The following is a 26045-nucleotide window of genomic DNA, read 5'->3' on the forward strand; positions in this document are numbered from 1 at the left end:
GCAGGTATGGCCCGTTTTACTTTTTCAGTCCACCCTCTTGAGGCCCATCGAATGGCAGACACATCACAAGAATTGATTCCATCAAGAACTGCTCCACCGCCCCAGCGCAGCCATTTTTCTTGGCGTAGCAAGCAAGCGCGCGGTCTGGTCTACCAGTTGATCACTGTGCTGGTCATCAGTTTCTTGATTTGGCTTTTGGTGAGCAACACGCTTGCCAATATGAAGCTGCGCGGCATTCAAAGCGGCTTTGACTTTTTGACCGGCCGCGCGGGTTTTGATATTGGCGAGCAAATGATTGGATTCGACGCCAGTCAGCCCTATTGGCGTGCTTTTTTGGCCGGCTTTGTCAACACGCTGCGGGTTGCAATAGTCGGCATTGTGTTCTGTACTGTCTTGGGTACTTTATTGGGCATAGGCCGGTTTTCGCGCAACGCGTTGGTGCGTGGTCTTTGCTATGGCTATGTGGAATGCTTTCGCAATATTCCGGTTTTGTTGCAACTACTGATGTGGTATTTAATTTTTACCGAATACTTGCCGGTGGTCTCCGAGGCTTTGCATATTGGAAACTGGTTTTACCTGAGTAAAAACGGTATATCTTTTCCGCAGCCGGTTTGGGGACTCGGTCAGGGCTTGGCTGCTGTGGGTATTTTTCTGGGCGCTATTGCCGCATGGATTTATTCACATTGGGCGCGCAAACAATTCGAAGTAACTGGCAAGCCCAAACCTTTACTTTTTATCTGGATAGTTGCGCTGATTAGCGGCGGCTTGCTCGGCTGGTTTGTGGGCGGTGCGCCAACTGCTTGGAATATGCCGCAACTCGGTGCTTTTCGCGTCGAAGGTGGCGGCGCGCTTTCGCCTGAATATTTGGCGGTGCTACTTGGACTGGTTTTTTATACCTCGGCCTTTGTGGCCGAAGTTGTGCGCGGTGGTATTGCTTCTGTCTCGCACGGCCAGCATGAGGCCAGTGCTTCCCTAGGTCTTTCGCAGTCGCTGTCAATGCGCTTAGTGGTGTTGCCGCAGGCGCTGCGCGTGATCATTCCGCCTATGACTAATCAGTACTTAAATCTGACCAAAAACTCTTCGTTGGCAGTCGCCGTGGGTTACCCCGATGTGGTGTCAATTGCCAATACTTCGTTGAACCAGACCGGGCGTGCGGTTGAATGCATTGTTGTCATCATGGCCATCTACCTCACACTCTCGCTGCTTACCTCTAGTTTTATGAACTGGTTTAATGCGCGTGCCGCTATCAAGGAAAGGTAAGCCAATCATGACTGAAATTTATGTTGTCAAGCCTGCGCGTATTGCGCCAATCCGTACCCAAGGCCTTATGCCTTGGCTTAAAGCTAACTTGTTCGCAAGCGCTCCTAACGCCTTGCTCTCAACATTGCTTATGGCTATGTTGGTCTACGTCATCTCTAATGCCTTGGGTTGGGGTGTCTTTAATGCGGTGTTTGCCGCTGACCCCGACAGTTGCCAAGCCGCACGCGGACTGGGCGCTTGTTGGGGCGTGATTCATGAAAAAGGCCGGCTTATTGTGATGGGTCGCTACCCGCAAGATGAACATTGGCGGGCCGTGTTGGCTACGCTGTTAATGCTCAGTTTAGTAGTGGCGAGTTGCATGCAGTTTTTCTGGAAGCCTTGGTTGGTGTTGCTTTGGGTTGCCGTATTGGCAGCATTTTTCATACTAATGAGTGGCGGCGTGTTGGGACTGTCTAAGGTCGATACCGACCAATGGGGTGGTTTGCCTTTGACCATCATGCTCACCGTGATTTCTATGACGGCTGCTTTTCCGCTGGCAGTTGCAGTGGCGCTGGGCCGGCGCTCTAACATGCCGGCGATTAAAAGCCTGTGCGTGATCTATGTCGAGTTGGTGCGCGGCGTGCCACTGATCTCAGTGCTGTTCATGGCTTCGTTTATGTTTCCGCTGTTCATGCCGATTGGTAAGTCGCCCGATGTGTTGATACGCGTCATCGTCGGCATTACCTTGTTTGCTGCCGCGTACATGGCTGAGATTATTCGCGGTGGCCTGCAGTCTTTGCCCAAGGGTCAGTTGGAAGCTGCCGCCAGTTTGGGATTGGGTTACTGGCAGACACAAATCAAGATTGTGTTGCCGCAGGCTATGGGTGCGGTGGTGCCTAGCATTATGAACAACTTTATTTCACTGTTTAAGGACACCTCTTTGGTGACCATAGTGTCCTTGTATGAGTTGACTGGCGCCTTGAGTTTGGCGGTGGGATCAGACCCTAATTGGCGACCGTTTAAGGTCGAGGCTTATTTGTTCATCGCGGCGATTTACTTTATCTGCTGCTTTTCAATGTCGCGCTACAGCTTGTGGATAGAAAAGCGCCTTGCCGTTGGTAAGGCCAGTTAATGATGCCAGTTGATCAATAAATTATTAAACATCATCCATTGAGTAAAAGCATTTCAAAAGTTTCAAGGAATAAAAATGAGCGAACCCATCATCAACTTTGAAAAAGTTAACAAATGGTATGGCAACGATTTTCATGTGCTGCGTGACATTAATTTGCAGGTCGCGCAGGGCGAGAGACTGGTTATTTGTGGTCCATCGGGATCTGGGAAATCTACCCTGATCCGCTGCATTAACGCGCTTGAAGAATACCAAGAGGGAAAGTTGACAGTCGTCGATCAGCTCTTAGGCGACGACCTTAAAGCGGTTGATGCGGTGCGCCGTCAAGTCGGCATGGTGTTTCAGCAGTTCAATCTTTTCCCGCATCTCTCAGTGCTTGAAAACCTCACACTGTCGCCGACATGGGTTGCGGGTATGCCTAAAAAAGAAGCGATTGAAAAAGCCATGCATCAGTTAGAGCGCGTACAAATTGCTGAACAAGCAAATAAATATCCGCTGCAGTTATCCGGTGGTCAGCAGCAGCGCGTAGCGATTGCGCGTGCGCTTTGTCTAACGCCCAAAATTATGCTGTTTGATGAGCCGACCTCAGCGTTAGATCCAGAGATGATTAAGGAAGTGTTAGATGTCATCATGGAGTTAGCCGATGGCGGCATGACCATGTTGTGCGTGACCCACGAAATGGGTTTTGCTAAAGCTGTGGCCAATCGTGTGATTTTTATGGATCAAGGGCAAATCGTCGAAGAAAATAATCCTGAAGAATTTTTTAACAATCCGCGTACCGACAGAAGTAAAGACTTTCTCTCCAAGATACTGGGTCACTGATGGTGCTTGGATTGTTGGTTGCGGTTGATAGTGGTTTTTTGAGATTTATTCGTCGAATTGACAGGCGGATTCAAGCTTGAAGTGCAACCGTATGCTGATAGGACTCTAACTGTTCCATAAAAACCTGATGCGGCGTTCGATACCCTAAACATTTTCTAGGACGATGATTGAGCCTGTGCATCGCTAAAGCAATGTCATCGTCGGTGATGCAATTAAAGCGCATCCCCTTTGGGAAAAACTGGCGAATCAAACCGTTCATATTCTCGTTCGCCCCACGCTCCCACGAGGCGTATGGATGGGCGAAAAAGAAATCTGCACTCAGCGCAGAAGCTATTCGTTCATGCTGGGCAAATTCCTTGCCGTTATCAGTCGTGAGAGTGTGCACGCAATGAGCGAACGGTTTGAGTAAAGTGATTAACGCGTCCCCTACGGCTTGCGCTGTTTTGAATGGCACGTGGAAAATTATTGAATAGCGAGAGACACGCTCATTAATCGTCACTAGTGCTTGCTTCTGCCCGGCACCAATCACCAGATCAGCCTCCCAGTCGCCAAAGCGCGCACGCTCAAGCACGATGTCGGGTCGCAGTTCTATTGAGACCTGGCGAGAGATGGTGCCGCGCCGTTCACGGCCACTGCTGCGTTTTTTTCGCGTCTTCTGGCAACGCAGTGTTTTATGCAAGGTGCCGCCCGCGCGTTTGTCAGCGTAGATGTACTGGTAAATGCTCTCATAGCTAACACCGGGTTGGTGGCTAGCTTCGAGGTGGCCGCTGATTTGCTCGGGGCTCCAAGCCTCAGCCAACTTTTCCTCCACTACAGCCCATGTCGAGTCAGCAACTCTAGGACTATTGGCGCAGGCAAGTCTACGTTCTTGGGCTTTGTCATTTGCCTGCTTAGGGCGATAGCCTCGTAGACCGCGGTTACGACGCAACTCACGGCTGATGCTCGATTTATCACGGTCCATCATTTTTGCAATTTCACTTTGATTGAAGTTTGCTTTGACGAGGATTGCAATCTGGTAACGTTCGTCACGGGTGAGGTGTGTGTAAATCATTCTGGGCAACTTTGACTTGGTAGTCGGGAAGCTTGGATGCTCTCACATCTCACCCACCCGTACGGTTAATTTCAAAGTTGCACTTCAGACTTGAATCCGCGGTTGTATTTGACGGTTGGCAAAGCGTTCATTTTTTGCCAGAAACAATCTTTTCTGGCCTGAACGACTTCACGCTGGTGTCGCTTCCCATGTTTGTCATCATGGGTGCTGCTGTGGCTTCATCGCGTGCTGGAAGTGACTTGTACGAAGCCTTGGCGCGTTTGCTGCACAAGGTTCCGGGCTCATTGGTGATTTCTAATATCGGCGCCTGCGCATTGTTCTCGGCACTCACAGGTTCTTCGCCAGCGACTTGCGCGGCGATTGGAAAAATGGGTATTCCTGAGATGCGTAAGCGCGGCTATGACGCTGACTTGGCAACCGGTGCGATCGCGGCGGGCGGAACGCTGGGGATTTTGATTCCACCCAGCGTGACCATGATTTTGTACGGCATTGCCTCCGAGACATCAATCGGTCGCTTATTCATTGCAGGCATTATTCCTGGCTTGCTGTTGACCGGTTTATTCATGGCTTGGGCTTTGTTTTTGAGTTGGAAACGCGGCACGGTTTTAATTGATAAGGACCGCATTTATTCCCTCAAAGAAAAAGTAGAGCTGTTGCCTCGCCTGCTGCCATTTATTGCCGTCATCGTGGGTGTTGTATATGCCCTTTATGGCGGTATTGCCACGCCTTCTGAAGCGGCAGGCGTAGGCGCCATGCTATGTTTGCTCATGGTCGCTGTGATTTATCGTGTGTGGCGGCCACGCGATCTCTGGCTTATTTTGCGTGATGGTTTACGTGAGTCCGGCATGCTACTCATGATTATTGGCGCGTCCATTTTGTTTGGCTACATGATGTCGTCATTGCAGGTGACGCAATCGGTAGCCGAGGCGATTGGCGAAATGAATGCGAATAAATGGGTGGTACTCGGCGCTATCAATTTGATGCTGTTAGCTGCGGGTTGTTTTTTACCACCGGCTGCAATTATTTTGATGACAACGCCGATTTTGATGCCGGTCATTTTGGCTGCTGGATTTGATCCGATCTGGTTCGGTGTCATTTTGACTATCAATATGGAACTGGGATTAATTACCCCGCCAGTAGGTTTAAACCTGTTTGTGATTAACGGTATTACGCCAGATGTGAAACTGCAAACTATTTTAAAAGGGGCGTTTCCCTTTATGCTTTGCATGGTTTTAGCGATATTGATTTTGTGCATTTTTCCAGAACTTGCGACTTGGTTGCCTAACAAGGTCATGGGTTAAAAATACCATTTGGTAAATTGACTAAGCATTCTGGAGGCATACGCCAGATTGCTTTTTTTTAACCTTACGGTAAGTTGCGCGATTTTTAAAACCCCAGTCTTGCACCTGCACCTAAGAGTGTTGCAACACCCAGCAAAGCAAAGATAGCAGCGGCTATTGAATGGATTAACTTCATGGGAATTTTATTTGCCATCTTGCGACCAATAAAAACCGCAGGCACATCGGCAATTAGTATGCCCATTGTTGTGCCCAGTACCACCCATATCGGACTGGCGTAATGGGCGGCTAAAGCAATCGTTGCGATTTGGGTTTTGTCACCCATTTCAGCAAGAAAAAATGTCACAAATGTGGCGCCAAAAACGCCTAGTTTTTTAGCGATTTTGGTGTCTTCGTCATCTATCTTGTCGGGTATCAATGTCCATATTGCCATGCCAATAAAGGATGCACCCAAAATCCAGCGCAAGCTCCCGGCACTGATGTTGGCAGTGATCCATGCACCTAGTGCTCCCGCTAACCCATGGTTGATGACGGTGGCGCAAAGTATGCCGGCGATGATAGGCCAAGGCTTTTTAAATCTTGCCGCAAGAATGAATGCTAAGAGCTGAGTTTTATCGCCGATTTCCGCGAGTGCGACGACACCGGTCGAGACTAAAAGCGCTTCCATGAGAAATTCCGAGGCCGGTTTAAAACGATTGACCACGTGCGTCCCCAGCCAATGCGGAAGCACAGTGATCAAAGGTCTTGCCAAGCGGTGTTACCGCTCACGCCATGACCAGTGTGTGGTCAAGTATGTTGACGTGAGCCAATTCTTGCGAAAAGCGGCTACTCCCCAATGAGTGTGCACATCATAACTTAGTAAACCACTGTTTTATCCGATTTTCCGGTGCGCGCAATACTGTGTATTGGCGTCAAAAAAGAACGGTTATGCGGCGTCGTGGCCTACTTTTATGTGTGCTTCGCCACGCTAAGATATTTAATCGTTCTATCTTTTTCTTACTGCCTATTTAGACTGGGTCGGTAATTAATCACCATACTAGGAGTCAATATGTTTGCAGAACACCGGGAATTAATTTCTCAACTCAAGTCCAGTGACCAACACTTTAGTCGGCTGTTTGATGAGCACAATGATCTCGATAAAAAGCTGATTAATCTTGATGCGGCATTGGTTCCCGCCACACACGTCGAAGTGGAAAATCTTAAAAAAGAAAAGCTGCTGTTAAAAGACCAAATCTTGGTCATTCTCAAAAAAGCGGGTGCTTAAATCAAGCTCGATTTGTATTAAGCAAAAAGATCACCCTGCATAATTTGCACGGTGATTTTTTTTGCTCGCACACTCGGTTTTCTACTTGGCGGCAAACCACTTTTACGCGATCCATGTTTGTTTTGTACCAACCCTGCTTGTTGCTTGGCTTCTGGGCTTTCGCGTAGCGTGTAAAGCTTGTCTTTAGCGTGCTTAACCGCTAGTTTTTCATCCACGATGGGCGCCGGGTAGTCAATGCCAATGATGCAGTTCGACATCTGCTGCACCGCCGTCTCCATAGTCCAAGGTTTGGCTAAATACGGCAGAGGAACACGGGCTAGCTCTGGTACCCATTGGCGAATAAAAATACCTTCTGGATCTTGGTCTTGCGCTTGCTTGGCTGGTGAGTAAATGCGCAAGGTGTTGATGCCAGTTGTGCCACTTTGCATCTGCATCTGGCTCCAGTGAATGCCGGGCTCGAAGTCCAAAAACTGCCGCGCTAAAAACTCGCCCGTTCTGCGCCAGTGCAACCACAAGTGACACGATGCAAAGCTCACCAACATGGCGCGCATACGAAAGTTTAGCCAACCTGTGGCGACTAATGAGCGCATGCAGGCATCCACCATGGGGTAGCCTGTATGTCCCGTACACCAAGCTTGAAAATTGATTTCGTCTTGCACACTAAAAGGCGTTGCGCCGCCCTTGATATCGCCGGGTCTGAGGCCATCGCAGGCGCGCGAGAAATTTGCAAACTCTATGGCCGGTTCGCTTTCGAGTTTTTGCATGAAGTGACAGTGCCAACGTAGCCGGCCCGCAAAGCTACTCAGTGCGAAGGCCAGTTCTCTGTCATCGGTTTTGTTAATACAAGCGTCTATCGCCTGATGCAGCGTGCGCATAGACAGTGTGCCAAAGGCTAGATGTGGACTTAATCGACTGCAACCATCTTGCGCGCTGAGTGGGCTAGAGATGGCTTTGCGGTAGTTGCGCCCACGGCCTTGCAAAAAGCTTCGCAGACATTGGCGTGCTGCGCGCTCGCCCGCCGCCTGCAGTGTTTTGTTGTGCTGGGGCAGACCTAATGTTGCCAAGTCTGGAATATCGCCTAACGCTACATCTGTTTGACCGGCGAAGCGTTGGCTGAGTACTGCTAATGGCGTGGACATGCGCGCTTGCCAATTTTGGGCCCAGCCATTGCGCGAGGCTAGGGCGCGTATCACCCCAGTTTGGGTAAATTCTTGCCACACAATCTGCTCTTTTCTACACCAAGAGCCAACTGCTAAATCACGTTGGTAAGACCAGCCAGAGCCAGTTTCTTCATGACTAAGCAGATGCGTGAAGTGATATTTAGCGCGCAATTCTGTCAGTATTTTTTCAGCATTTCCAACGCGCACCAGCAGTGGTAACCCGCGCTTGTCTAGGTCTTGCCTTAGCTCTGTTAGACAGGCTAAGGCAAAGTCCACATGACTCGCGTCGCAGTCTGGGCTGTCTAGCCATTCAGGTTCAATGACAAAAAGGCCAAGTGCTGCTGCAAACGATTGTGCCGCTGCCAATGGTGCGTGATCGTGGACTCGCAGATCGCGTTTAAACCAAACTAGGGCAGAGGGCAAAGACATATTTAGTACTTTAGCGATGACTCGCTGGCTGCGTTTTGGCGCCGGTTTTGTCCCCCAGTGAGCATGGGACTTTGATGTTTTGGCGAGGTTTAATAAACCTTTGATTAAGCAAAAAAAATTAGCGATCGTTTTAGTTTGTCCGTGTGGAAAACTAAAACGATCGCTTACTAGAGGCTTTAATAACGCCTCAATTTATTCGTCGGTTAATCGGTTAAGAGTGTCAACCGATTAACCGGCATAACTAAGTTTTAAGCACTGAAGAAATTCTTCAGTTTGTCCGTCCAACCTTCTTCGCCGGGTGAATGCTTGGCGCCACCTTTTTTAAGCGACTCATCAAACTCTTTAAGTAGCTTGCGCTGATGCTCTGTGAGTTTGACGGGTGTCTCGACACTGACATGGCAGTACAGGTCGCCTGGGTAGCTTGAGCGCACACCCTTGATACCTTTGCCGCGTAGGCGGAACTGTTTGCCCGCTTGCGTGCCTTCGGGTATGTCTATGGCGGCTTTGCCCGCTAGAGTGGGGACTTCGATCTCGCCGCCCAATGCTGCAGTGGTGAAACTAATCGGCACGGAGCAGTGCAGGTCATCACCGTCACGTTCATAGATGTCGTGCTTTTTGACGCGAATTTCTATATAAAGATCGCCCGGTGGACCGCCGTTGGTGCCTGGCTCGCCGTTACCGGTTGAGCGAATTCGCATGCCATCATCAATACCGGCTGGAATTTTTACTTCCAGAGTTTTATTGGTTTTGGTCTTGCCTACGCCGTGGCAGGACACGCATGGTTCAGGAATCAGCTTGCCAGTTCCTTTGCACTGCGGGCAGGTTTGCTGGACGCTGAAAAAGCCTTGGCGCATCTGCACCACGCCGTGACCGTGACAGGTTGTGCAACTGACTACTTTGGTGCCTGGCTTTGCGCCCGCGCCTTGGCATATGCCGCAATTGTCCCAGCTTGGAATTCGGATTTGTGCGTCTTTGCCGTGGGCTGCTTCTTCTAGCGTGACTTCCATCGCGTAGCTCAAATCGCCGCCACGGTAAACCTGGCGTCCAGCGCCGCCGCCGCCACGCTGAGGTCCGCCGCGCTGACCGTTAAATACATCACCGAAGATGTCGCCGAAAGCTTCGGCAAAACCGCCAAAGCCTTCTGCACCTGGACCGCCGCCGCCGCCGCGCATATTCGGGTCCACGCCGGCATGGCCATACTGGTCATAAGCCGCACGTTTTTGACCGTCGGAAAGCATCTCGTAGGCTTCTTTGCCTTCCTTGAATTTTTCTTCTGCACCCTTGCTATTGCCGCCTTGGTTGCGGTCTGGGTGATGCTTCATCGCTAATTTGCGATAGGCTTTCTTGATGTCTTCGTCACTGGCGTTTTTGGCAACACCAAGCGTCTCGTAATAATCTTTTTTTGGCATGGACGTGATGGCTTTAATCGTTACTTTAATTTCGTTTTTTGCGGTTGAGAGCTTAGTTTGATAAGAGTCTGCCGCCTGATAGGCCAAAAGCCGCGAGAAGTATTTCCTAGGAAATGACTTCAGCGCGGCGTTGTGCCCGGCTTTATAACAGCCGGACTTGGTACTTTAAAAAGTTAAGCTTTTTTGGCTTCTTTAACTTCTGCATCAATCACATTGTCGTCAGCCGGTTTAGCTTTTGAGTCTTGCGCTGCTTCGCCCGCTGCGCCTGACTCTTTCGACGCTTGCATGTCGGCATACATTTTCTCGCCTAGCTTCTGGCTCGCTTCCATCAATGCAGCGTTCTTAGAATCAATGGCTTCTTTGTCTTCGCCTTTGAGCGCTTCTTCCATGTCTTTGATCGCGGTTTCGATTTTTTCTTTCTCGCCAGCGTCAAGCTTGTCACCGTACTCGCCCAATGATTTCTTCACGCTGTGAACCATGGCTTCAGCATTATTTTTGGCTTGCACGAATTCGACTTTTTTCTTGTCGTCTTCTGCGTTCATTTCAGCATCTTTAACCATTTGCTGAATTTCGGCTTCTGACAAACCAGAGTTGGCTTTAATCGTGATCTTGTTTTCTTTGCCCGTGCCCTTGTCTTTAGCGCCTACGTGCAAGATGCCGTTTGCGTCGATGTCAAATGAGACTTCGATTTGCGGTGTGCCGCGTGACGATGGTGGGATGCCTTCGAGGTTGAATTCGCCCAAGGCTTTGTTGCCCGATGCGATCTCACGCTCGCCTTGGAAAACTTTGATCGTCACTGCTGGCTGATTGTCTTCGGCAGTCGAGAAAGTTTGTGCAAACTTGGTTGGAATGGTCGTGTTCTTTTTGATCATTTTTGTCATCACACCGCCCATGGTTTCAATACCAAGTGACAGTGGGGTGACGTCAAGCAGCAGCACGTCAGTGCGATCGCCGGACAAAACTTGACCTTGAATTGCAGCACCAACTGCAACCGCTTCGTCAGGGTTGATGTCTTTGCGTGGCTCGCGGCCAAAGAACTCTTTAACTTTTTCCTGCACCTTTGGCATGCGCGTCATACCGCCGACCAAGATCACGTCTTGAATGTCGCTGACATTGAGACCCGCATCTTTCATAGCGACGCGGCACGGTGCAATCGTGCGCTCGATTAACTCATCAACCAGCGACTCAAGCTTGGCGCGCGTCATCTTCAGGCTCAGGTGTTTTGGACCGGAAGCATCGGCTGTGATGTAAGGCAGGTTGATGTCGGTTTGTGCGCTGTTCGAGAGTTCGATCTTGGCTTTTTCTGCGGCTTCTTTGAGGCGTTGCAGAGCCAACACGTCTTTACCTAAATCAACGCCTTGCTCTTTCTTGAATTCAGCAATGATGAAGTCAATGATGCGCTGGTCGAAATCTTCGCCGCCTAAGAATGTGTCACCGTTGGTGGACAGCACTTCGAATTGTTTTTCACCATCGACATCGGCGATTTCAATAATCGAGACGTCAAACGTGCCGCCGCCCAAGTCATAAACGGCGATCTTGCGGTCGCCCTTATCTTGTTTGTCCAGACCAAAAGCCAGCGCTGCAGCGGTTGGCTCATTGATGATGCGTTTGACGTCCAGACCCGCGATGCGGCCAGCGTCTTTGGTGGCTTGGCGCTGCGCGTCATTGAAGTAAGCGGGGACAGTGATCACGGCTTCTGTGACTGGCTCACCGAGATAGTCTTCGGCGGTTTTTTTCATTTTGCGCAGAATGTCGGCGCTCACTTGCTGAGCCGACATTTTTTTGCCGCGAACTTCAACCCATGCGTCACCGTTGTCGGCGCCGACGATTTTGTAAGGCATCAAGTCGATGTCTTTTTGAACTTCTTTTTCGCTGAATTTACGGCCAATCAAGCGCTTGACAGCATACAAAGTGTTGCGTGGATTAGTAACGGCTTGGCGCTTGGCCGATGCGCCGACCAATACTTCGCCGTCTTCTTGGTATGCCACGATGGAAGGTGTTGTGCGGGCGCCTTCTGAGTTTTCAATGACGCGGGGCGTGTTGCCCTCCATCACGGAGACGCAGCTGTTGGTTGTGCCTAAATCGATGCCAATAATTCTACCCATGATGAACTCCTGCTTAATTTGTTGATTTGAATTTTGGAAGCCGGCGGTCTTGTATCGACTCAACCGGCGTTAAAGCTTGTTTTCTTGCTTTAACTAACTGTGGTTTGATTTGGCAACTTCAAGTACTGACCCAAGGATTTAAGCCACTTAGGTAGTCGTTTTAGGTATCAATCCGAATTTATTTAGGTGCAGCTACCGTCACCAGTGCGGGGCGCAACACGCGGTCGGCAATTAAGTAGCCTTTTTGCAGCACGCTCACAACCGTATTGGCTTCTTGCTCGGACGGCACCATGGAAATGGCTTGATGCTGGTGGGGATCAAACCTGTTGCTGGCTGTTGGATTGATCTCAACCACTTTGTTGCGCTCAAGCGCACTTTTGAGCTGGTTTAGCGTGGCTTGTGCACCTTCGCGAATTTGCTCAGGCGACGCGTCTTTAATGCCTAGACTGGCTTCTAGACTGTCGGCGACCGGCAGCAAACTCTCAGCAAAGCTCTCAAGTGCAAACTTGCGCGCTTTGCTGATTTCTTCATCGGCGCGGCGACGGGCGTTCTCTGAGTCGGCTTTGGCGCGCAGATAGCTGTCGGCAAGTTCGGCGTTTTTAGCCTTGAGTGTTGCAAGTTCAGCTAACGCCGAGGTTGACTCGTCAAACTCGTTAGCCGCTTGCGCTGCTTCGAGTTCTTCTGGACTGGCAGTGCCACTTAAAGTAGCGCCGTCAGCGTTGTTAGAACCGTTTTGGGATTGTTTGTTGTCGAGTGGTGTGTTGTCTTGCATGCTTCGCAGAAAAAAAGTAAATCAGTAGATAAATTAGCTGGGGTTGTTAAAACCCTTTTCAAGTGCCGGGAATTGGTTTTTCTGGCGGCTAAATTCCAATGATTGTAATGTCGCTCGCTTTTGCTGAGTGCCGCACTGATTGCCGCACTGATAGTTCTAGCTTATTTGCGGTTTTTGTTCTGTTGTTGGGAGTGGCGGTGTGGGCATGGTTTTTTTAACCACGCGTCTGGCTTGGCTTAGCACCCATTTGCCGGCAAAGGCTTGCAAATCGTTCATGCGTTTGAGTAAGTCTGCGCCTAGTACTGTCACGGTATAGCCCTCGCCGCTGTGGGTCAGCAGACCGGCAGTGCGCAGCTCTTTGATGCGGGTATTCAGGGTGTTGGGCGTGATGTTGCCAATGCTGTCTTGCAGTAGGCGAAAGGTCTGGGGATGACCATCTTTGAGTGCCCAGAGTACACGTAAAGCGTAGCGTGACTCCAGTAGCGCTAGCAGTTGGCCCACGGCTGCGTTTTCTTTTGCACTCATTGTCAGTCTCCTCATACTAGGGTTGGCTTGCAGTTGGTCCCTAGCCTCTGCTTGTCACCCAATATAACGCAAAAACGCATACAAAAATCTGCTCTGCTACGAGTTTCATAGCTACCGATCCATAGCTAGCGGGTCACGGTCTATAAAGATTTTTAGTCTGGTGCAAAATTTAGAACCGATTTCCAACTTGGACTATCGGCTTGTTACCCTTAAGACGCCTTGCTCTAAGCTCGCCTCAACGCCTTGTGTTTAGGCTTAAGGAGTGCTTGGTTTAAGTCGCATCGCCATGAGCGGCATTGTTTTGGATATGGCTTGCGGCTGTGTATCTGCCTGTCTGCCTATCTGTCTATTAACTGACGCCGGTTAGGGATTCTTGGGTATGACTGTTTTGCCCCTGGCGCAGTCTTTCTCTGCCGTTTGATAAGTGGGTGCGCATCGCTGCGCGTGCCGCATCCGGGTCTTGCATGCAAATGGCGTTGTAAATGCATTCGTGCTCGAGGTTGACTCGGCGCAAATAGCTGATTCTGTCTTCTTTGGTGTGAGCGATGATGTTGACGCGAGTACGTGGAATGATCATGGTGCCCAAATACGCCATTAAGTCTGTGAAGTGCCGGTTACCAGTCGAGCGTGCTACTTCTACTTGAAACTGAAAGTCGGGTTGTACGGCATCTGAATTGGCTTCTATGGACTCTTGAAAGGCTTTGAGCGCAGCCGCCATGGCTTGCAAGTTCTCGTCTGTGCGGCGTTGCGCAGCCAGTCCCGCCGCTTCGGTTTCTAAACTAATACGCAGCTCTAACATCTGTATCACGTCGGCGACGGTGGCAAAGTCCTCTGGTGTAATTTTAAAGTCGTCAGCGTCATGCTGCTCCAGCACAAAAGTGCCTATGCCGTGCCGGGTCTCGACCAAGCTTGAGGCCTGTAGCTTTGAGAGTGCTTCGCGTACGACAGTGCGGCTGACGTCGAAGCGGGCCATGATGGCGGACTCAGTGGGTAGCTTGGTGCCAGGTTTTAAATAACCCTCACGAATATTCGCGCCCAAGCTCTCGACAACCTCGTTGACTAGACCGCGCGGTCTGCGTGGGCGCAGCTCTGGCAGTGGGGCAAGCAAGTCCATGGACGACAGGGCTTGGTCACTGTTTGGGTTGGTACTAGGTGTTTTCCTTGGCGGCATCAAATACTCGTTGACAAGTTGTTGAGTGAATTGGAGAATTAATAGTCATCAGACAACTTATGACTTGACACAAGTTTCATTGACTTTAGCAAAGAACAAACAAAAGTCTAGCCTTTACTCGCGCTGAATCAGAAAAATCCTTATGCCTATCAAGCTTCATAAAAAACTGCTGCTGACTGGCGCCGCTGGCGGCCTAGGCATGGTTTTACGCACCCGCCTCAAAGCCAACTGCAGTCTGCTGCGTTTGTCGGACCGCGTAGCCTTTGGTGCGGCCGAGGCAGATGAGGAAATCATGTTGGCTGACTTGGCCGATGCTGCTGCAGTCGACAGCATAGTCGCCGGGGTGGACGCCATTATTCATATGGGCGGCGTGTCTGTAGAAGGCCCATTTGCGCCCATCATGCAAGCCAATATTTTGGGCGTAGTCAATCTCTATGAGGCCGCGCGCAAGCATGGTGTGAATCGCGTGATATTTGCCAGCTCCAACCATGTGACCGGCTTTTACCGCCAAGACCAGACGATTACGGCCGATCATGCGCCTAGGCCGGACGGTTTTTATGCGCTGAGCAAAGCTTTTGGCGAGAACTTGTCGCGGCTTTACTTTGACCGCTACGGCATAGAAACCGCTTGCGTGCGCATAGGTTCCTCGTTCGCTGAACCGCTAGACCGGCGCATGCTGGCGACTTGGTTGAGCTTTGATGACTTGCACCGCTTAATCACCGCTTGTTTGACCACCCCCGTACTGGGCCACAGCATTGTCTTCGGCATGTCTCACAACGCCGTGACTTGGTGGGACAACGCCAAAGCCCGTCATATTGGTTATGTGCCATTAGACAGCTCGGATATTTTTCGCGATGCCGTCTATGCCAAAACCCAGATGCCGGATGCAAGCGACCCGGCAACGGTCTACCAAGGTGGTGGTTTCGTTAAAGCTGGGCCGTTTTGATGTTGCTTGACGTGCAAACATTGAGTCAGGCACGAAATCCAATTACTGCCAGCCCAGCCGGCCGCAGGTTTTTATGCAGAGCTAAACGACGCGGTTTTACTGCACAAACCGGTGTTAATGGCTTGCCCGAAAGGCCGTATCGCCCAGTTGTTGATATTTTTTTGATGGAACCGAATGAGCGCAGAAAAAACCACAGACCATAGACAAGCGCCGCTAACCATCAGCATGCACGCGGGCGACAACGTCGCTATCGTGGCTAACAACGGTGGACTACCGGCAGGCACTGTATTGGCCAGTGGTTTAGCACTGCGTGAGCGTATTGCGCAAGGTCACAAAGTCGCGCTGATAGATTTAGCACAGGGTGCTGCGGTGATTCGTTACAACGTGGCGATTGGCTTTGCAAAGTCTGCGATTGCCGCGGGCAGTTGGGTGCATGAAAAGTTGCTCGACATGCCGGTTGCGCGTAGTCTTGTAGGTCTGCCCATGGCAACCATCAAACCCCTGCCTTTACCCGCGCTTGAAGGCTATTGCTTTGATGGTTACCGCAATCCAGATGGCTCGGTTGGCACGCGCAATATTCTGGCCATCACCACCACCGTGCAGTGCGTGGCCGGTGTGGTTGATTTTGCGGTACAGCGTATCAAGACTGAATTACTGCCGCGTTTTCCGTATGTTGATGACGTTGTCGGCTTGGAGCACAGCTACGGCTGCGGCGTGGCGATAGATGCGCCAGACGCCATCATCCCAATACGCACGCTGCGCAATATTTCATTAAATCCGAATTTCGGCGGTGAAGTCATGCTGGTCAGCCTAGGCTGCGAGAAACTGCAACCCGAGCGACTAATGCCGCCCGGCAGCATACAAATTATTGATGAGCGCAATATCGCCGATGTCAGCAGCAATGCCGAGCTAGCGCTGGATGTGATTCGATTGCAGTCGGAGAATCATGTTGGGTTTATGTCAATGATTGATTCCATCATGCAAGCGGCAACGCATCACCTTGAGCGCCTAAATGCGCGTCGCCGCGAAAGCGTGCCGGCCAGCGAGTTGGTGGTCGGTGTGCAGTGCGGCGGCAGCGATGCGTTTTCTGGTGTAACGGCCAATCCAGCCGTTGGTTTCGCCACTGATTTACTGGTACGCGCCGGTGCCTCGGTGATGTTTTCTGAGACCACCGAAGTGCGCGATGGCATAGATTTACTCACCGCCCGCGCCAGCACGCCAGCAGTGGCTCAGGCCATGATTCGCGAAATGGCTTGGTATGACACCTATCTGGCTAAAGGCCAGGTCGACCGCAGCGCCAACACCACGCCTGGCAACAAATTGGGTGGACTATCGAACATTGTTGAAAAAGCCATGGGCTCCATCGTCAAGTCGGGCAGCGCGCCGATTACCGGCGTGCTCGCACCGGGTGAGAAGCTAAAACAAAAAGGCCTGACTTACGCCGCGACGCCAGCGAGTGACTTTATTTGCGGTACGTTGCAATTGGCCGCGGGCATGAATTTGCATGTGTTCACCACGGGTCGTGGCACGCCTTATGGTTTGGCGGCTGTGCCCGTGATTAAAGTCGCTACGCGCACTGATTTAGCCAGGCGCTGGCATGACTTGATGGATGTAAATGCCGGCACGATTGCCGATGGGGACGCGAGTATTTCCGATGTCGGTTGGGAGCTGTTCCACTTGATGCTGGAAGTCGCTAGCGGCCGCAAAAAAACTTGGGCTGAGCATTGGAAGCTGCACAACGCATTAGTATTGTTTAACCCTGCGCCCATCACCTAACTATTAGGGCCGTGTCAAGGCACTACCAAAAACATATCGGAGACTCAACAACATGACGCAAGCCCTAACGCATCAACCCTACCAGCCATTTCCCAACAGCTTTAAACGCGATTTGTTAGCGGGTAAAAAACTTATAGGTTGCTGGTCATCACTGTCCAACGCCATAACTGCCGAGATACTGGGGCTGGCTGGCTTTGACTGGATACTGCTAGATGGTGAGCATTCACCGAATGACGTCAGCACTTTTATCCCGCAATTGATGGCGCTCAAAGACAGCAGCTCCGCACCGATTGTGCGGCCCACTAGCAACAACGAACATGAAATCAAACGCCTGCTCGATTCTGGGTTTTATAACTTCTTGATTCCGTTTGTCGAAAGCGCCCAGCAAGCAGCTCGCGCCGTCAGCGTCACGCGCTATCCACCAGAGGGCGTTCGCGGGGTGTCGGTGTCGCAGCGCGGTAATCGCTACGGCACGGTGGCCGATTACTTTAAAAGCGTCAACGAGCACATCTGTGTGATCGTGCAGATCGAAAGCATTGCCGGCGTAGCTGCGGTCCATGAAATTGCCGCGGTTGATGGCGTGGACTGCATTTTTGTTGGCCCGTCAGATCTGGCCGCTGGCCTTGGCCACTTAAATAATCCCTCTCATCCCGAGGTGCAGCAGGCAATAGCTGCAATCTTTGCTGCTGCCAAAGCTTGCGGCAAGCCGGCTGGAATTTTGGCGCCAGTGCCAGCGCAAGCACGGCGTTATCTGGAGATGGGTGCGACTTTTGTAGGCGTTGGCAGTGATCTGGGTTGCTTTCGTGCCAGCACGCAGGCTTTGTGCGACAGCTACCGTGACTAAAGATGAGTAGAAAATATTTCTAATCCGGGCGTCGAGTTCTTTAACATCATATTTTGAATACCTTTTTGTCGCCCCTGAAATCCAAAAGCTTCTGTTAAGGTGTGCCGATGATTCATCCGCTAGTCGCGTCTAATTTGCCGCACAAACTCTCACTCAACCCTGAACGCTTTACGGCGGTCAGAAACGCAAAGCCAGTTGCCCTTTACACGCTGCGCAATGCCACAGGTGTTCAAGTTTGCATCTGTAACTACGGCGCAAAAATCATACAAATTTTGTTGCCTGACCGGAATGGTAAATGGCTAGATGTGGCTCTAGGTTATGACAGTCTAGAAGCGCTTGAAGCTGGCGCGCCGTCTATGGGCGCTTTTGTTGGGCGTTACGCTGGGCGCATTGAAAACGCGCGTTTCACGCTTGAAGGTCAAGTTCATCAGCTCAGCGTTAACAACGGCCCACATTGTTTGCACGGCGGCTTGCGGGGTTCGCGTTTTCGTGTCTTTGAGGCGCAGCAGTTAGATGCAGCCAGCGTCACTATGCGCTATACCTTTGCAGATGGTGAGGAAGGTTTTCCGGGGGCGATGACGGTGTCGCTAACCTATACGCTGAGCGATTCTAATGAGCTGATGCTGGACTATCAAGCCGAAGCACTCGATCAGATCACCGTGGCTAATTTGACTACGCATGGCTACTTTAATCTCGACGGTGAGGGCGCTGGCAGTGTGCTGGCGCATCAGGTTGAAATTCCCGCCGATCACTATTTTGCGATGCAGCCAGACTTAATTCCCAGCGGTGAAATTCTCAGTGTTTTTGGCTCTGCCCACGATTTGCGCAGGCCGACAATACTCAACACTGTGGTGGGGGACGGCAAACCGTTAGACGGTTTTGACGATTGCTTTTTAATAAAACGTGCCGACTACGTGAGCAGCGAGCAGCCAGTGCTTTGTGCGCGAGTCAGTTCAACCCGCAGCGGCATAGTCATGGAAGCTTGGAGTACTGAGCCTACGCTGCAGTTTTATACCGGCCTAAAGCCACAAGAAGCGCTGGTTGGCGGCCCTGGTAAAAGCGGTCAGATCTATCGGCAACAACATGGTTTTTGTCTAGAGCCGCAAGGCTATCCAAACGCGCCAAACTTGCCGCAGTTCCCCTCTGCTGCGCTGCATCCGGGACAGCCGCGGACTGGCCGAACGGTTTACCGTTTCGGTTTGCTGGCGGCTTAAATCTGTTTGCAATGACCGAGTGCTGTGACTAGTATTCAGGCATTTTCAAAGCAACAAAGTTGCAATGAATGACTAGCGCAACACCGTTTGTATCAACCGGCCAATAGCTAGCAAAAACAAGATAAAACAATACAAGACAAGAAAAAAGCGCCAGCCCCTTGCAGGACTGGCGCTTGATGTCATTACCCTTTGCTGGTTTTACAGCGTGTCTATAAAGCTGCGCAGTTTGTCGCTACGGCTTGGGTGCTTAAGTTTACGCAGCGCCTTTGCTTCTATCTGGCGAATTCGCTCACGCGTGACGTCGAATTGCTTGCCGACTTCTTCTAAAGTGTGGTCGGTAGACATCTCAATACCAAAGCGCATGCGCAGTACTTTGGCTTCGCGCGGTGTGAGTGAGTCGAGTATGTCTTTAACCACATCGCGCAGACCGGCTTGCATCGCCGCTTCGAGTGGAGCGGTGTTGGCGCCGTCTTCGATGAAGTCGCCTAAGTGCGAATCGTCGTCATCGCCAATCGGCGTTTCCATGGAGATTGGCTCTTTGGCAATCTTCATGATTTTACGAATTTTGTCTTCCGGGATTTCCATTTTCTCGGCCAATATGCTGGCGTCTGGCTCAAAACCGAACTCCTGCAAATGCTGGCGTGACAGACGATTCATCTTGTTGATGGTTTCAATCATGTGCACTGGAATACGAATGGTGCGTGCCTGGTCCGCGATGGAACGCGTGATCGCCTGACGAATCCACCAAGTTGCATAGGTCGAGAATTTGTAGCCACGGCGATATTCGAATTTATCGACTGCTTTCATCAACCCGATATTGCCTTCTTGAATCAGGTCAAGAAACTGCAAGCCGCGGTTGGTGTATTTTTTAGCAATCGAAATCACCAAGCGCAAATTCGCTTCGATCATCTCTTTTTTCGCATCACGTGAGTTGGTCTCGCCTTCGTTCATGCGCTTGTTGATGTCCTTCAGGTGGGACAGTGGCACGACCACGCGTGACTGCAAGTCAGTCAGTCTTTGCTGCAACTCTTGAATCGGCGGGATGTTGCGCGACATGACGTTAGACCAAGGCTTGCCTGAGGCGACTTGTTTTTCAACCCATTTAAGGTTGAGCAAGTTGGGTGGGAAATCTTTGGCAAAGGTTTCTTGCGGCATGCCGCATTTGTCGACAATGATGCGGCGCAGCTCGCGCTCTTTTTTCCGTACATCCAAGACTTGACCGCGCAGCAAGTCGCACAGTTTTTCAATTGTTTTGGCGGTAAAGCGAATCGTCATCAACTCATCGCTCAGCGCTTTTTGCGTCTTCAGGTAAGTCGGTGTGCCGTAGCCTTCTTTGTCATAAGTCTTGTGGACTTTGTCGAACATTCCTGAGATCAGGTCAATACGGGTGAGCGCTTCTTTCTTGAGCTCTTCTAGCTTCTTTGTCAGTGCTTTTGAGCCGCCCTTGCCGTCGTCATCGTCTTCTTCGTCGAATTCGTCGAAGTCTTCTTCGGCCACGTAATCGTCAGCCTCATTGGGATTGGAAAAGCCATCGACGATGGTCGAGATGACAACCTTACCTTCGCGGATTTCTTCGCCTAAACGCAAAATTTCTGCAATGGTGGCGGGGCTTTCAGAAATTGCTTCCATCATGCGCATCAAGCCGCCTTCGATGCGCTTGGCGATTTCGATCTCACCTTCGCGGGTAAGCAATTCAACCGTACCCATTTCACGCATATACATGCGCACTGGATCGGTGGTGCGGCCGAACTCGCTGTCAACGGTTGAGAGTGCGGCTTCGGCTTCTTCTTCGGCTTCTTCTTCAGTAGCGACGGTAGAGCCGGTGTTGTTGATCAGCAAAGCTTCTGCATCAGGCGCTTGTTCGTAGACCGCAACGCCCATGTCGTTGAGCATGTTGACCACGACTTCTAGCGTTTCTGCGTCGACTAATTTGTCGGGAAGGTGGTCGGAGATCTCGCCGTGTGTGAGATAGCCGCGGGTTTTGCCCAGCTTGATCAGGGTTTTCAGGCGCATACGGCGTTGCAGTATGTCGTCTTCGGACAAAACAGTCTCGTCTAAGCCGAACTCTTTCATCAAGGCGCGTTCTTTGGCCTTGCTGATTTTCATGCGCAGAGGCTTGACCTTTTCCGTCGTGGTCGCGCTGGTGGTCTCTGTCGTCGCCTCTTCTTCAAATTCGGTTTCTATGTCGGACATATCCACGTCGCCATCATCACCGTCTTTGCCTTTCGCTTTGCGGCCGCGTTTAGCTGGTGCGGCACCGTCTAGCGCTGCAGCAGGATTTTTTGGTGGACGACCGGGTTTTTTCTTTGCGGGTGTGTCAAGGACGGCGGCAACTAACTTGGCTTCGGGACTGGAATTGGTGGGCACTAGAGATACTTTCTTCGGGGGCAGATCAGGAACAGCTGGTTTTTGCCGGGCTGATGCTTTAACGGGTGTTGCTTTTGGGCTTGACGCTGGTGTGGTGGCAGGTTTTAGCGGGATTTTTTCCGGCGCTTTAGACATTGGTTTGATCGTCAGATTGGTGGTCGATTTTGCAGCGGCTTTAGGTGGCGTTTTTAAAGCCACCGTGGTTACTTTTTCCAAACTTTTCAGCTTTGCAGCTGAGGTTTTTTCTGCGCTTGGTTTGCTGCTGGTTTTCGACGGCATGACTTTCTTCCCCTATGACAAAAAAACTGTTTACACACAAGACATCATTGATGGCTGCTGAGTTCGGATCAGTAGACGGCAATAAAACACATTGAGGCTCAGATTCGGCAGACGACCATACTTCTTAATAAGAGGCATTTATGGGCGCGTGCAGCTTTGACAAGTTATTCAGCAAGTTTTGGGACGAACATTTGGTGTGCAATCCTTGCGAGTATTGACCGTCTCTTTTGCAGAGGTTTCCGAGTGTGCGGAAGGTCGGGTCGGAGGTGTTGCTGTCGCGCTTGCTGTGAATTATCGGATTATACCCTGTTGCCTCATTTTTCAGCAACCTGTCAAGTGCCAATGCCATTTGTTTAACAAGGCTATTAGCACGTCATTGGTGGGATTATTTGGCTGAGCCGATTTTCATCAGCCTGGCGGCTAGTTCGCGGTAGCGTTCAAGGGCGGCTGGGTCGGTAGCGGCTCTGGCAGCGAGCTCGTTCATTTCGCGCTGGTCTCTGAGTTTGAGCAGCTGGTCGAGTATGCTGCGCACCTCCGTCCAGTCGCCTTCAATGCCTTCCGGGATCTGGGCGATTTGCGCGGTTGCGTGCTGCTCGTGCTGGTGTTCTCTGAGGCCTTCTCGCAGCGCGGCCCAAGGCTGAGGGCCGTGTTCATGCAACTGGCTTTCTAGCCACGAAAACAATGGCCCGTGCGGGGTTGGCAGGCTGGTGAGTAGTGCGTGCTCGTCGCTGCTGAGTCGGTCCCATGCCTGCGGTTCGGTTAATAAAAGGCGTAGCACGCGGTCTTCTCGGCTAGCTGGCATCAGGCGACCCGTGCTGCGGCGCGGTGCGCGTTTGGCTGAAGCGCTGCGGTCTATGTTGGGGTAGTAGGGCTGCGAGCTGGCGCCGGGTGCATCAATCGGTGGATTGGCAAAGTAGCTACTGGTTTCAAAGCTGCTTTCTGGGCCGGGTTCCATGGCGTAGTGGCCCATGTCGTCAGGATAGTAGGCCGGCGGCTCTTCTTGGATTGAGCCGGTTTGCATTCTGGACTGCGTGGTTTTTTTAAACGGGCTGTTTTTTATCCCGGTTTTAAAACTCGTTTTCACGCCCGTGTTGTAGCCCGGCTTAGCGTTGGCGGGTTGCCATAAGTCCATCAAGTCACGAATGTCAATCAGGACTTGCTCAGCGATTTCAGCCAGCAACTGTCGCTTGAGCGCGCCGTCGGGCAGCAAGCCCCACAACGGTCTGGCGTTACTGGCCATACGTGCACGGCCTTCAGCGCTGTCGAGTTCGCAGCCGTCCGCTGCCGCTTCGAGCATAAATTTCGACAGCGGCGTGGCCTTTTTGACGTACTCGGCAAAGCCGTCTTTGCCGTGCGCGCGGATAAAGCTATCCGGGTCGTGTTCGGCGGGCAGAAACAAAAACTTAACGCTGCGCACATCGCTGGCAAACGGCAGAGCGGCGTCTAAGGCCTTGCGGGCTGCGCGCCGCCCTGCGCTGTCGCCGTCAAAGCTAAACACCACTGCGTCGGTAAAACGAAACAGTTTTTGCACATGCTCTGCGGTGCAAGCCGTGCCAAGTGTGGCAACGGTGTTGGCAAATCCCATTTGGGCCAGTGCCACCACGTCCATATAGCCTTCAGTCACTAGCGCATAGCCGTGTTCGCGCAGGGCGGTGCGGGCTTCAAACAGGCCGTAGAGCTCACGGCCTTTGCTAAACACTGGGGTTTCTGGCGAGTTCAGGTATTTGGGTTTTTCGTCGTTGAGAACGCGTCCGCCAAAGCCTATGCATTCACCTTTGACATTGCGGATCGGAAACATCACCCGGTCACGAAAACGGTCGTAGCGTTTGGCTTCGCCTTGAGCATTTTCTTCGCCGGCTTCACCGGTGATGACCAGACCACTCTCGACCAACAGGCTATCGTTGTAGTCGGGGAAAACACTGGCTAAGCCGCGCCAGCCTTCGGGCGCATAGCCTAGGCCAAAGGTCTTGGCGACTTCGCCGGACAGGCCTCGGCTTTTAAAGTAGTTAATCGCTTTTTCTGAGCCGCGCAGACTTTTGATATAGCCTTGCGCGGCTTTTTCTAGCACGCTGGTCAGCGTTGCTTGCTGCTCTCGGGCTTGGGCGGCGCGGGCACGGTCTTGCTGTGAGACGTCGTCTTCTGGCACTTGCAGACCGTATTGCTGGGCTAAATCCTTCACCGATTCGACAAATGTCATACCGGCGTGATCCATCAAAAAACTAATCGCATTGCCGTTTTTGCCGCAGCCAAAGCAGTGGTAAAACTGTTTCGCTGGACTGACGCTAAAAGAGGGTGATTTCTCGCCATGAAACGGGCATAAGCCCATGAAATTGGCGCCGCCTTTTTTTAGCTGCACAAAGCGCCCAACGATGTCGACCACATCGGCGCGGGCAAGCAATTCTTGGATAAATGATTGGGGTATAGACACGCTATGTATTGTGCCCTTAGCGCTGCTGCCATCTTGTCCTGACACTCTGTCAGGCTCAGGCAATCCGCTGGTATTACTATGCGCGCAGTTAAGAGTTAAAAAAACAGGACACTACATGCCAGGCATTTTTGATCATGATCTCTCTCGCAATGCGGCCAATTACGCCGCCTTGTCGCCACTTTCCTTTGTCCAGCGTGCCGCAGAGGTCTACCCGCAGCGCCTAGCTGTCGTGCATGGCGATCTGCGCCGCACTTGGTCTGAGTTGTTTGGCCGATGCCGCCAACTCGCCAGTGCATTGGCGCGCTGCGGTGTGGTCAAGGGCGATACGGTGGCGGTCATGCTGCCCAATACACCGCCTATGGTGGAGGCGCACTTTGGCATTCCGGCCAGCGGCGCGGTGCTCAATGCACTGAACACTAGGTTGGACGCCAAAACCATTGCCTTCATGCTCGATCACGGCGAGGCCAAGGTATTAATTGTTGACCCCGAGTTCTCGCTGTTGATGCAGGCCGCGCTCGCCCTGCGCGAATCGACCAAGCCACTTCACATCATCGATGTAGAAGATGATTTATACCTAGGCGCCAGCCAGCGTCTGGGTAGCCAGACCTACGAAGAATTTCTCGCCACCGGGGACGTTGAACATGAATGGTTGATGCCAAGCGATGAGTGGGACGCGATTGCGCTTAACTACACCAGCGGCACCACGGGCAACCCCAAGGGCGTGGTTTACCACCACCGCGGTGCCACCCTCAACGCGCTGTCCAATATTCTTGAGTGGGATATGCCCAAGCATGCGGTCTACCTCTGGACCTTGCCTATGTTTCACTGCAATGGCTGGTGCTTTCCGTGGACAGTGGCGGCGCGCGCCGGTGTCAATGTCTGCTTGCGCCGGGTTGATGCGGCCTCGGTTTTCTCGGCGATTGCTGCGCATGGTGTGACGCACTACTGCGCTGCGCCGATTGTTCACGGCATGCTGGTGAATGCGCCTGCTGCGCAAAAGCTGGGCCTGCCAAAAGGCGTGAAAGCGATGGTGGCTGGCGCTGCGCCGCCGGCTTCCATGATTGAGGGCATGGAGTCACTAGGTTTTGAATTGACCCATGTCTACGGTTTGACCGAGGTCTACGGACCGGCCACGGTTTGTGCTGCTCAGCAGGGCTGGGAATTGTTAGATATTGGTGAGCGCGCCATGCTTAACGCGCGTCAAGGTGTGCGTTACCACCTTGAAGCTGATGTGCGTGTGCTCGACCCTTTGACTATGCTGCCGGTGCCGCTGAACGGTCAGACCATGGGTGAGATTATGTTTTGCGGCAACATTGCTATGAAGGGCTATCTTAAAAATCCAAGCGCTACTGCAGAAGCTTTTGCTGGCGGTTGGTTCCACAGCGGGGACTTGGCCGTGACCTATCCGGATGGCTATATCAAGATCAAGGATAGAAGCAAGGACATCATCATCTCGGGCGGCGAGAATATTTCTTCAATTGAGGTCGAAGATATTTTGTACCGTCACCCCGATGTGCTCGCCGCGGCTGTAGTGGCCAAACCGGATGCGCGCTGGGGCGAGACACCTTGCGCCTTTATTGAACTTAAAGCGGGTGCTACGGTGACTGACGCGGAAATCGTTACGCATTGCAAAAAACATCTGGCCGCTTTTAAAGTGCCGCGCGCCGTGGTGTTTGGTGAGTTGCCTAAAACGTCTACCGGCAAGATTCAGAAGTTTGAGCTGCGTAAGCTGGCCGGTTCGGCTTTGGCTTTTGAGGCTTAATCGATTGATGAAACGCAGTCGCTAGCGCCCGTGTGAGCGACAAGCGCGCCGACTG

21 protein-coding genes and 1 riboswitch are annotated in these 26045 nt (G+C 51.8%); of the genes, 11 read left to right on the forward strand and 10 right to left on the reverse strand.

The window, feature by feature from the left end:
- Window positions 1–51: 51 nt before the first annotated feature.
- From HC248_RS06645 to HC248_RS06655, 3 genes are all read left to right on the forward strand, one after another.
- Complete coding sequence (locus tag HC248_RS06645) at window positions 52–1260, forward strand: amino acid ABC transporter permease (protein ID WP_168921817.1); 1209 nt, start codon at window positions 52–54, stop codon at window positions 1258–1260.
- Window positions 1261–1267: 7 nt separating this feature from the next.
- Window positions 1268–2371 (forward strand): amino acid ABC transporter permease, encoded by a 1104-nt coding sequence (locus HC248_RS06650; RefSeq protein ID WP_168921818.1) that lies wholly within the window; start codon window positions 1268–1270, stop codon window positions 2369–2371.
- A gap of 75 nt (window positions 2372–2446) precedes the next feature.
- Window positions 2447–3190 carry an amino acid ABC transporter ATP-binding protein gene (locus HC248_RS06655; RefSeq protein WP_168921819.1) on the forward strand — a complete coding sequence of 248 codons (744 nt, stop codon included), beginning with the start codon at window positions 2447–2449 and terminating at the stop codon, window positions 3188–3190.
- A 70-nt stretch (window positions 3191–3260) separates the two neighbouring features.
- On the opposite strand, the gene HC248_RS06660 is transcribed toward HC248_RS06655, so the two are convergent.
- A complete protein-coding gene (locus HC248_RS06660; protein WP_168921224.1) occupies window positions 3261–4241 on the reverse strand; it encodes an IS30 family transposase in 981 nt (326 codons plus the stop codon).
- A gap of 77 nt (window positions 4242–4318) precedes the next feature.
- On the opposite strand from HC248_RS06660, the gene HC248_RS06665 reads away from it, so the two are divergent.
- Complete coding sequence (locus HC248_RS06665; RefSeq protein WP_202882455.1) at window positions 4319–5542, forward strand: TRAP transporter large permease; 1224 nt, start codon at window positions 4319–4321, stop codon at window positions 5540–5542.
- Window positions 5543–5627: 85 nt separating this feature from the next.
- On the opposite strand, the gene HC248_RS06670 is transcribed toward HC248_RS06665, so the two are convergent.
- Entirely contained in the window at window positions 5628–6206 is a 579-nt protein-coding gene (locus HC248_RS06670) for a TMEM165/GDT1 family protein (RefSeq protein WP_168921821.1), read from the reverse strand.
- A gap of 3 nt (window positions 6207–6209) precedes the next feature.
- Window positions 6210–6385: riboswitch (yybP-ykoY riboswitch) on the reverse strand.
- Between the two features lie 202 nt (window positions 6386–6587).
- Between HC248_RS06670 and HC248_RS06675 the strand changes: the two genes are divergently transcribed.
- Window positions 6588–6803 (forward strand): HP1242/YdcH family protein, encoded by a 216-nt coding sequence (locus HC248_RS06675; protein WP_168921822.1) that lies wholly within the window; start codon window positions 6588–6590, stop codon window positions 6801–6803.
- 17 nt (window positions 6804–6820) lie between these two features.
- Here the strand turns inward: HC248_RS06675 and HC248_RS06680 are convergent, their stop codons facing one another.
- The 6 genes from HC248_RS06680 to HC248_RS06705 all read right to left on the reverse strand — a co-directional run bounded on the left by HC248_RS06680 (window position 6821) and on the right by HC248_RS06705 (window position 14317).
- Entirely contained in the window at window positions 6821–8392 is a 1572-nt protein-coding gene (locus HC248_RS06680; protein ID WP_168921823.1) for an FAD-binding domain-containing protein, read from the reverse strand.
- Between the two features lie 248 nt (window positions 8393–8640).
- Window positions 8641–9801 (reverse strand): molecular chaperone DnaJ, encoded by a 1161-nt coding sequence (dnaJ, locus tag HC248_RS06685; protein WP_168921824.1) that lies wholly within the window; start codon window positions 9799–9801, stop codon window positions 8641–8643.
- A gap of 173 nt (window positions 9802–9974) precedes the next feature.
- Window positions 9975–11906, reverse strand: coding sequence for a molecular chaperone DnaK (gene dnaK, locus HC248_RS06690; protein WP_168921825.1), 1932 nt, complete (start codon window positions 11904–11906; stop codon window positions 9975–9977).
- A gap of 178 nt (window positions 11907–12084) precedes the next feature.
- Entirely contained in the window at window positions 12085–12678 is a 594-nt protein-coding gene (gene grpE, locus HC248_RS06695; protein ID WP_168921826.1) for a nucleotide exchange factor GrpE, read from the reverse strand.
- Between the two features lie 156 nt (window positions 12679–12834).
- Window positions 12835–13203, reverse strand: coding sequence for a winged helix-turn-helix transcriptional regulator (locus HC248_RS06700; protein ID WP_168921827.1), 369 nt, complete (start codon window positions 13201–13203; stop codon window positions 12835–12837).
- A gap of 349 nt (window positions 13204–13552) precedes the next feature.
- Entirely contained in the window at window positions 13553–14317 is a 765-nt protein-coding gene (locus HC248_RS06705; protein ID WP_168923718.1) for a FadR/GntR family transcriptional regulator, read from the reverse strand.
- Window positions 14318–14516: 199 nt separating this feature from the next.
- Here HC248_RS06705 and HC248_RS06710 point away from each other — a divergent pair, with 199 nt between their 5' ends.
- The 4 genes from HC248_RS06710 to HC248_RS06725 all read left to right on the forward strand — a co-directional run bounded on the left by HC248_RS06710 (window position 14517) and on the right by HC248_RS06725 (window position 19154).
- Complete coding sequence (locus HC248_RS06710; protein WP_168921828.1) at window positions 14517–15320, forward strand: NAD-dependent epimerase/dehydratase family protein; 804 nt, start codon at window positions 14517–14519, stop codon at window positions 15318–15320.
- 174 nt (window positions 15321–15494) lie between these two features.
- Window positions 15495–17096 carry a galactarate dehydratase gene (gene garD / locus HC248_RS06715; RefSeq protein WP_168921829.1) on the forward strand — a complete coding sequence of 534 codons (1602 nt, stop codon included), beginning with the start codon at window positions 15495–15497 and terminating at the stop codon, window positions 17094–17096.
- Between the two features lie 52 nt (window positions 17097–17148).
- Window positions 17149–17940, forward strand: coding sequence for a 2-dehydro-3-deoxyglucarate aldolase (garL, locus tag HC248_RS06720; RefSeq protein WP_168921830.1), 792 nt, complete (start codon window positions 17149–17151; stop codon window positions 17938–17940).
- Window positions 17941–18047: 107 nt separating this feature from the next.
- A complete protein-coding gene (locus HC248_RS06725; RefSeq protein WP_168921831.1) occupies window positions 18048–19154 on the forward strand; it encodes an aldose epimerase family protein in 1107 nt (368 codons plus the stop codon).
- Between the two features lie 198 nt (window positions 19155–19352).
- Here the strand turns inward: HC248_RS06725 and rpoD are convergent, their stop codons facing one another.
- Entirely contained in the window at window positions 19353–21521 is a 2169-nt protein-coding gene (gene rpoD / locus HC248_RS06730; protein ID WP_238342749.1) for an RNA polymerase sigma factor RpoD, read from the reverse strand.
- Between rpoD and HC248_RS17645 the strand changes: the two genes are divergently transcribed.
- Window positions 21514–21861, forward strand: a complete 348-nt coding sequence (locus tag HC248_RS17645; protein ID WP_238342750.1) for a hypothetical protein — start codon at window positions 21514–21516, stop codon at window positions 21859–21861. The genes rpoD and HC248_RS17645 overlap by 8 nt on opposite strands.
- Window positions 21862–22185: 324 nt before the next feature.
- Here HC248_RS17645 and dnaG read toward each other — a convergent pair whose 3' ends face one another.
- The gene (gene dnaG / locus HC248_RS06735) at window positions 22186–24228 is read right to left on the reverse strand and encodes a DNA primase (RefSeq protein ID WP_168921833.1); all 2043 of its coding nucleotides are present in this window, start codon (window positions 24226–24228) and stop codon (window positions 22186–22188) included.
- A gap of 115 nt (window positions 24229–24343) precedes the next feature.
- Here dnaG and HC248_RS06740 point away from each other — a divergent pair, with 115 nt between their 5' ends.
- Window positions 24344–25990: an acyl-CoA synthetase gene (locus HC248_RS06740; RefSeq protein WP_168921834.1), complete on the forward strand. Its 1647-nt coding sequence runs from the start codon at window positions 24344–24346 to the stop codon at window positions 25988–25990.
- The last annotated feature ends 55 nt before the right edge of the window (window positions 25991–26045 follow it).

The organism is Polaromonas vacuolata (assembly GCF_012584515.1).
Taxonomy (GTDB): Bacteria; Pseudomonadota; Gammaproteobacteria; order Burkholderiales; family Burkholderiaceae_C; genus Polaromonas; species Polaromonas vacuolata.

Excerpts from the sequence above, each read along its gene's own strand:
- HC248_RS06645 (WP_168921817.1), top strand. The coding sequence starts at position 52 with ATGGCAGACACATCACAAGAATTGATTCCATCAAGAACTGCTCCACCG.
- HC248_RS06650 (WP_168921818.1), top strand. The coding sequence starts at position 1,268 with ATGACTGAAATTTATGTTGTCAAGCCTGCGCGTATTGCGCCAATCCGT.
- HC248_RS06655 (WP_168921819.1), top strand. The coding sequence starts at position 2,447 with ATGAGCGAACCCATCATCAACTTTGAAAAAGTTAACAAATGGTATGGC.
- HC248_RS06660 (WP_168921224.1), bottom strand. The coding sequence starts at position 4,241 with ATGATTTACACACACCTCACCCGTGACGAACGTTACCAGATTGCAATC.
- HC248_RS06670 (WP_168921821.1), bottom strand. The coding sequence starts at position 6,206 with ATGGAAGCGCTTTTAGTCTCGACCGGTGTCGTCGCACTCGCGGAAATC.
- HC248_RS06675 (WP_168921822.1), top strand. The coding sequence starts at position 6,588 with ATGTTTGCAGAACACCGGGAATTAATTTCTCAACTCAAGTCCAGTGAC.
- HC248_RS06680 (WP_168921823.1), bottom strand. The coding sequence starts at position 8,392 with ATGTCTTTGCCCTCTGCCCTAGTTTGGTTTAAACGCGATCTGCGAGTC.
- dnaJ (WP_168921824.1), bottom strand. The coding sequence starts at position 9,801 with ATGCCAAAAAAAGATTATTACGAGACGCTTGGTGTTGCCAAAAACGCC.
- dnaK (WP_168921825.1), bottom strand. The coding sequence starts at position 11,906 with ATGGGTAGAATTATTGGCATCGATTTAGGCACAACCAACAGCTGCGTC.
- grpE (WP_168921826.1), bottom strand. The coding sequence starts at position 12,678 with ATGCAAGACAACACACCACTCGACAACAAACAATCCCAAAACGGTTCT.
- HC248_RS06700 (WP_168921827.1), bottom strand. The coding sequence starts at position 13,203 with ATGAGTGCAAAAGAAAACGCAGCCGTGGGCCAACTGCTAGCGCTACTG.
- HC248_RS06705 (WP_168923718.1), bottom strand. The coding sequence starts at position 14,317 with ATGGACTTGCTTGCCCCACTGCCAGAGCTGCGCCCACGCAGACCGCGC.
- HC248_RS06710 (WP_168921828.1), top strand. The coding sequence starts at position 14,517 with ATGCCTATCAAGCTTCATAAAAAACTGCTGCTGACTGGCGCCGCTGGC.
- garD (WP_168921829.1), top strand. The coding sequence starts at position 15,495 with ATGAGCGCAGAAAAAACCACAGACCATAGACAAGCGCCGCTAACCATC.
- garL (WP_168921830.1), top strand. The coding sequence starts at position 17,149 with ATGACGCAAGCCCTAACGCATCAACCCTACCAGCCATTTCCCAACAGC.
- HC248_RS06725 (WP_168921831.1), top strand. The coding sequence starts at position 18,048 with ATGATTCATCCGCTAGTCGCGTCTAATTTGCCGCACAAACTCTCACTC.
- HC248_RS06740 (WP_168921834.1), top strand. The coding sequence starts at position 24,344 with ATGCCAGGCATTTTTGATCATGATCTCTCTCGCAATGCGGCCAATTAC.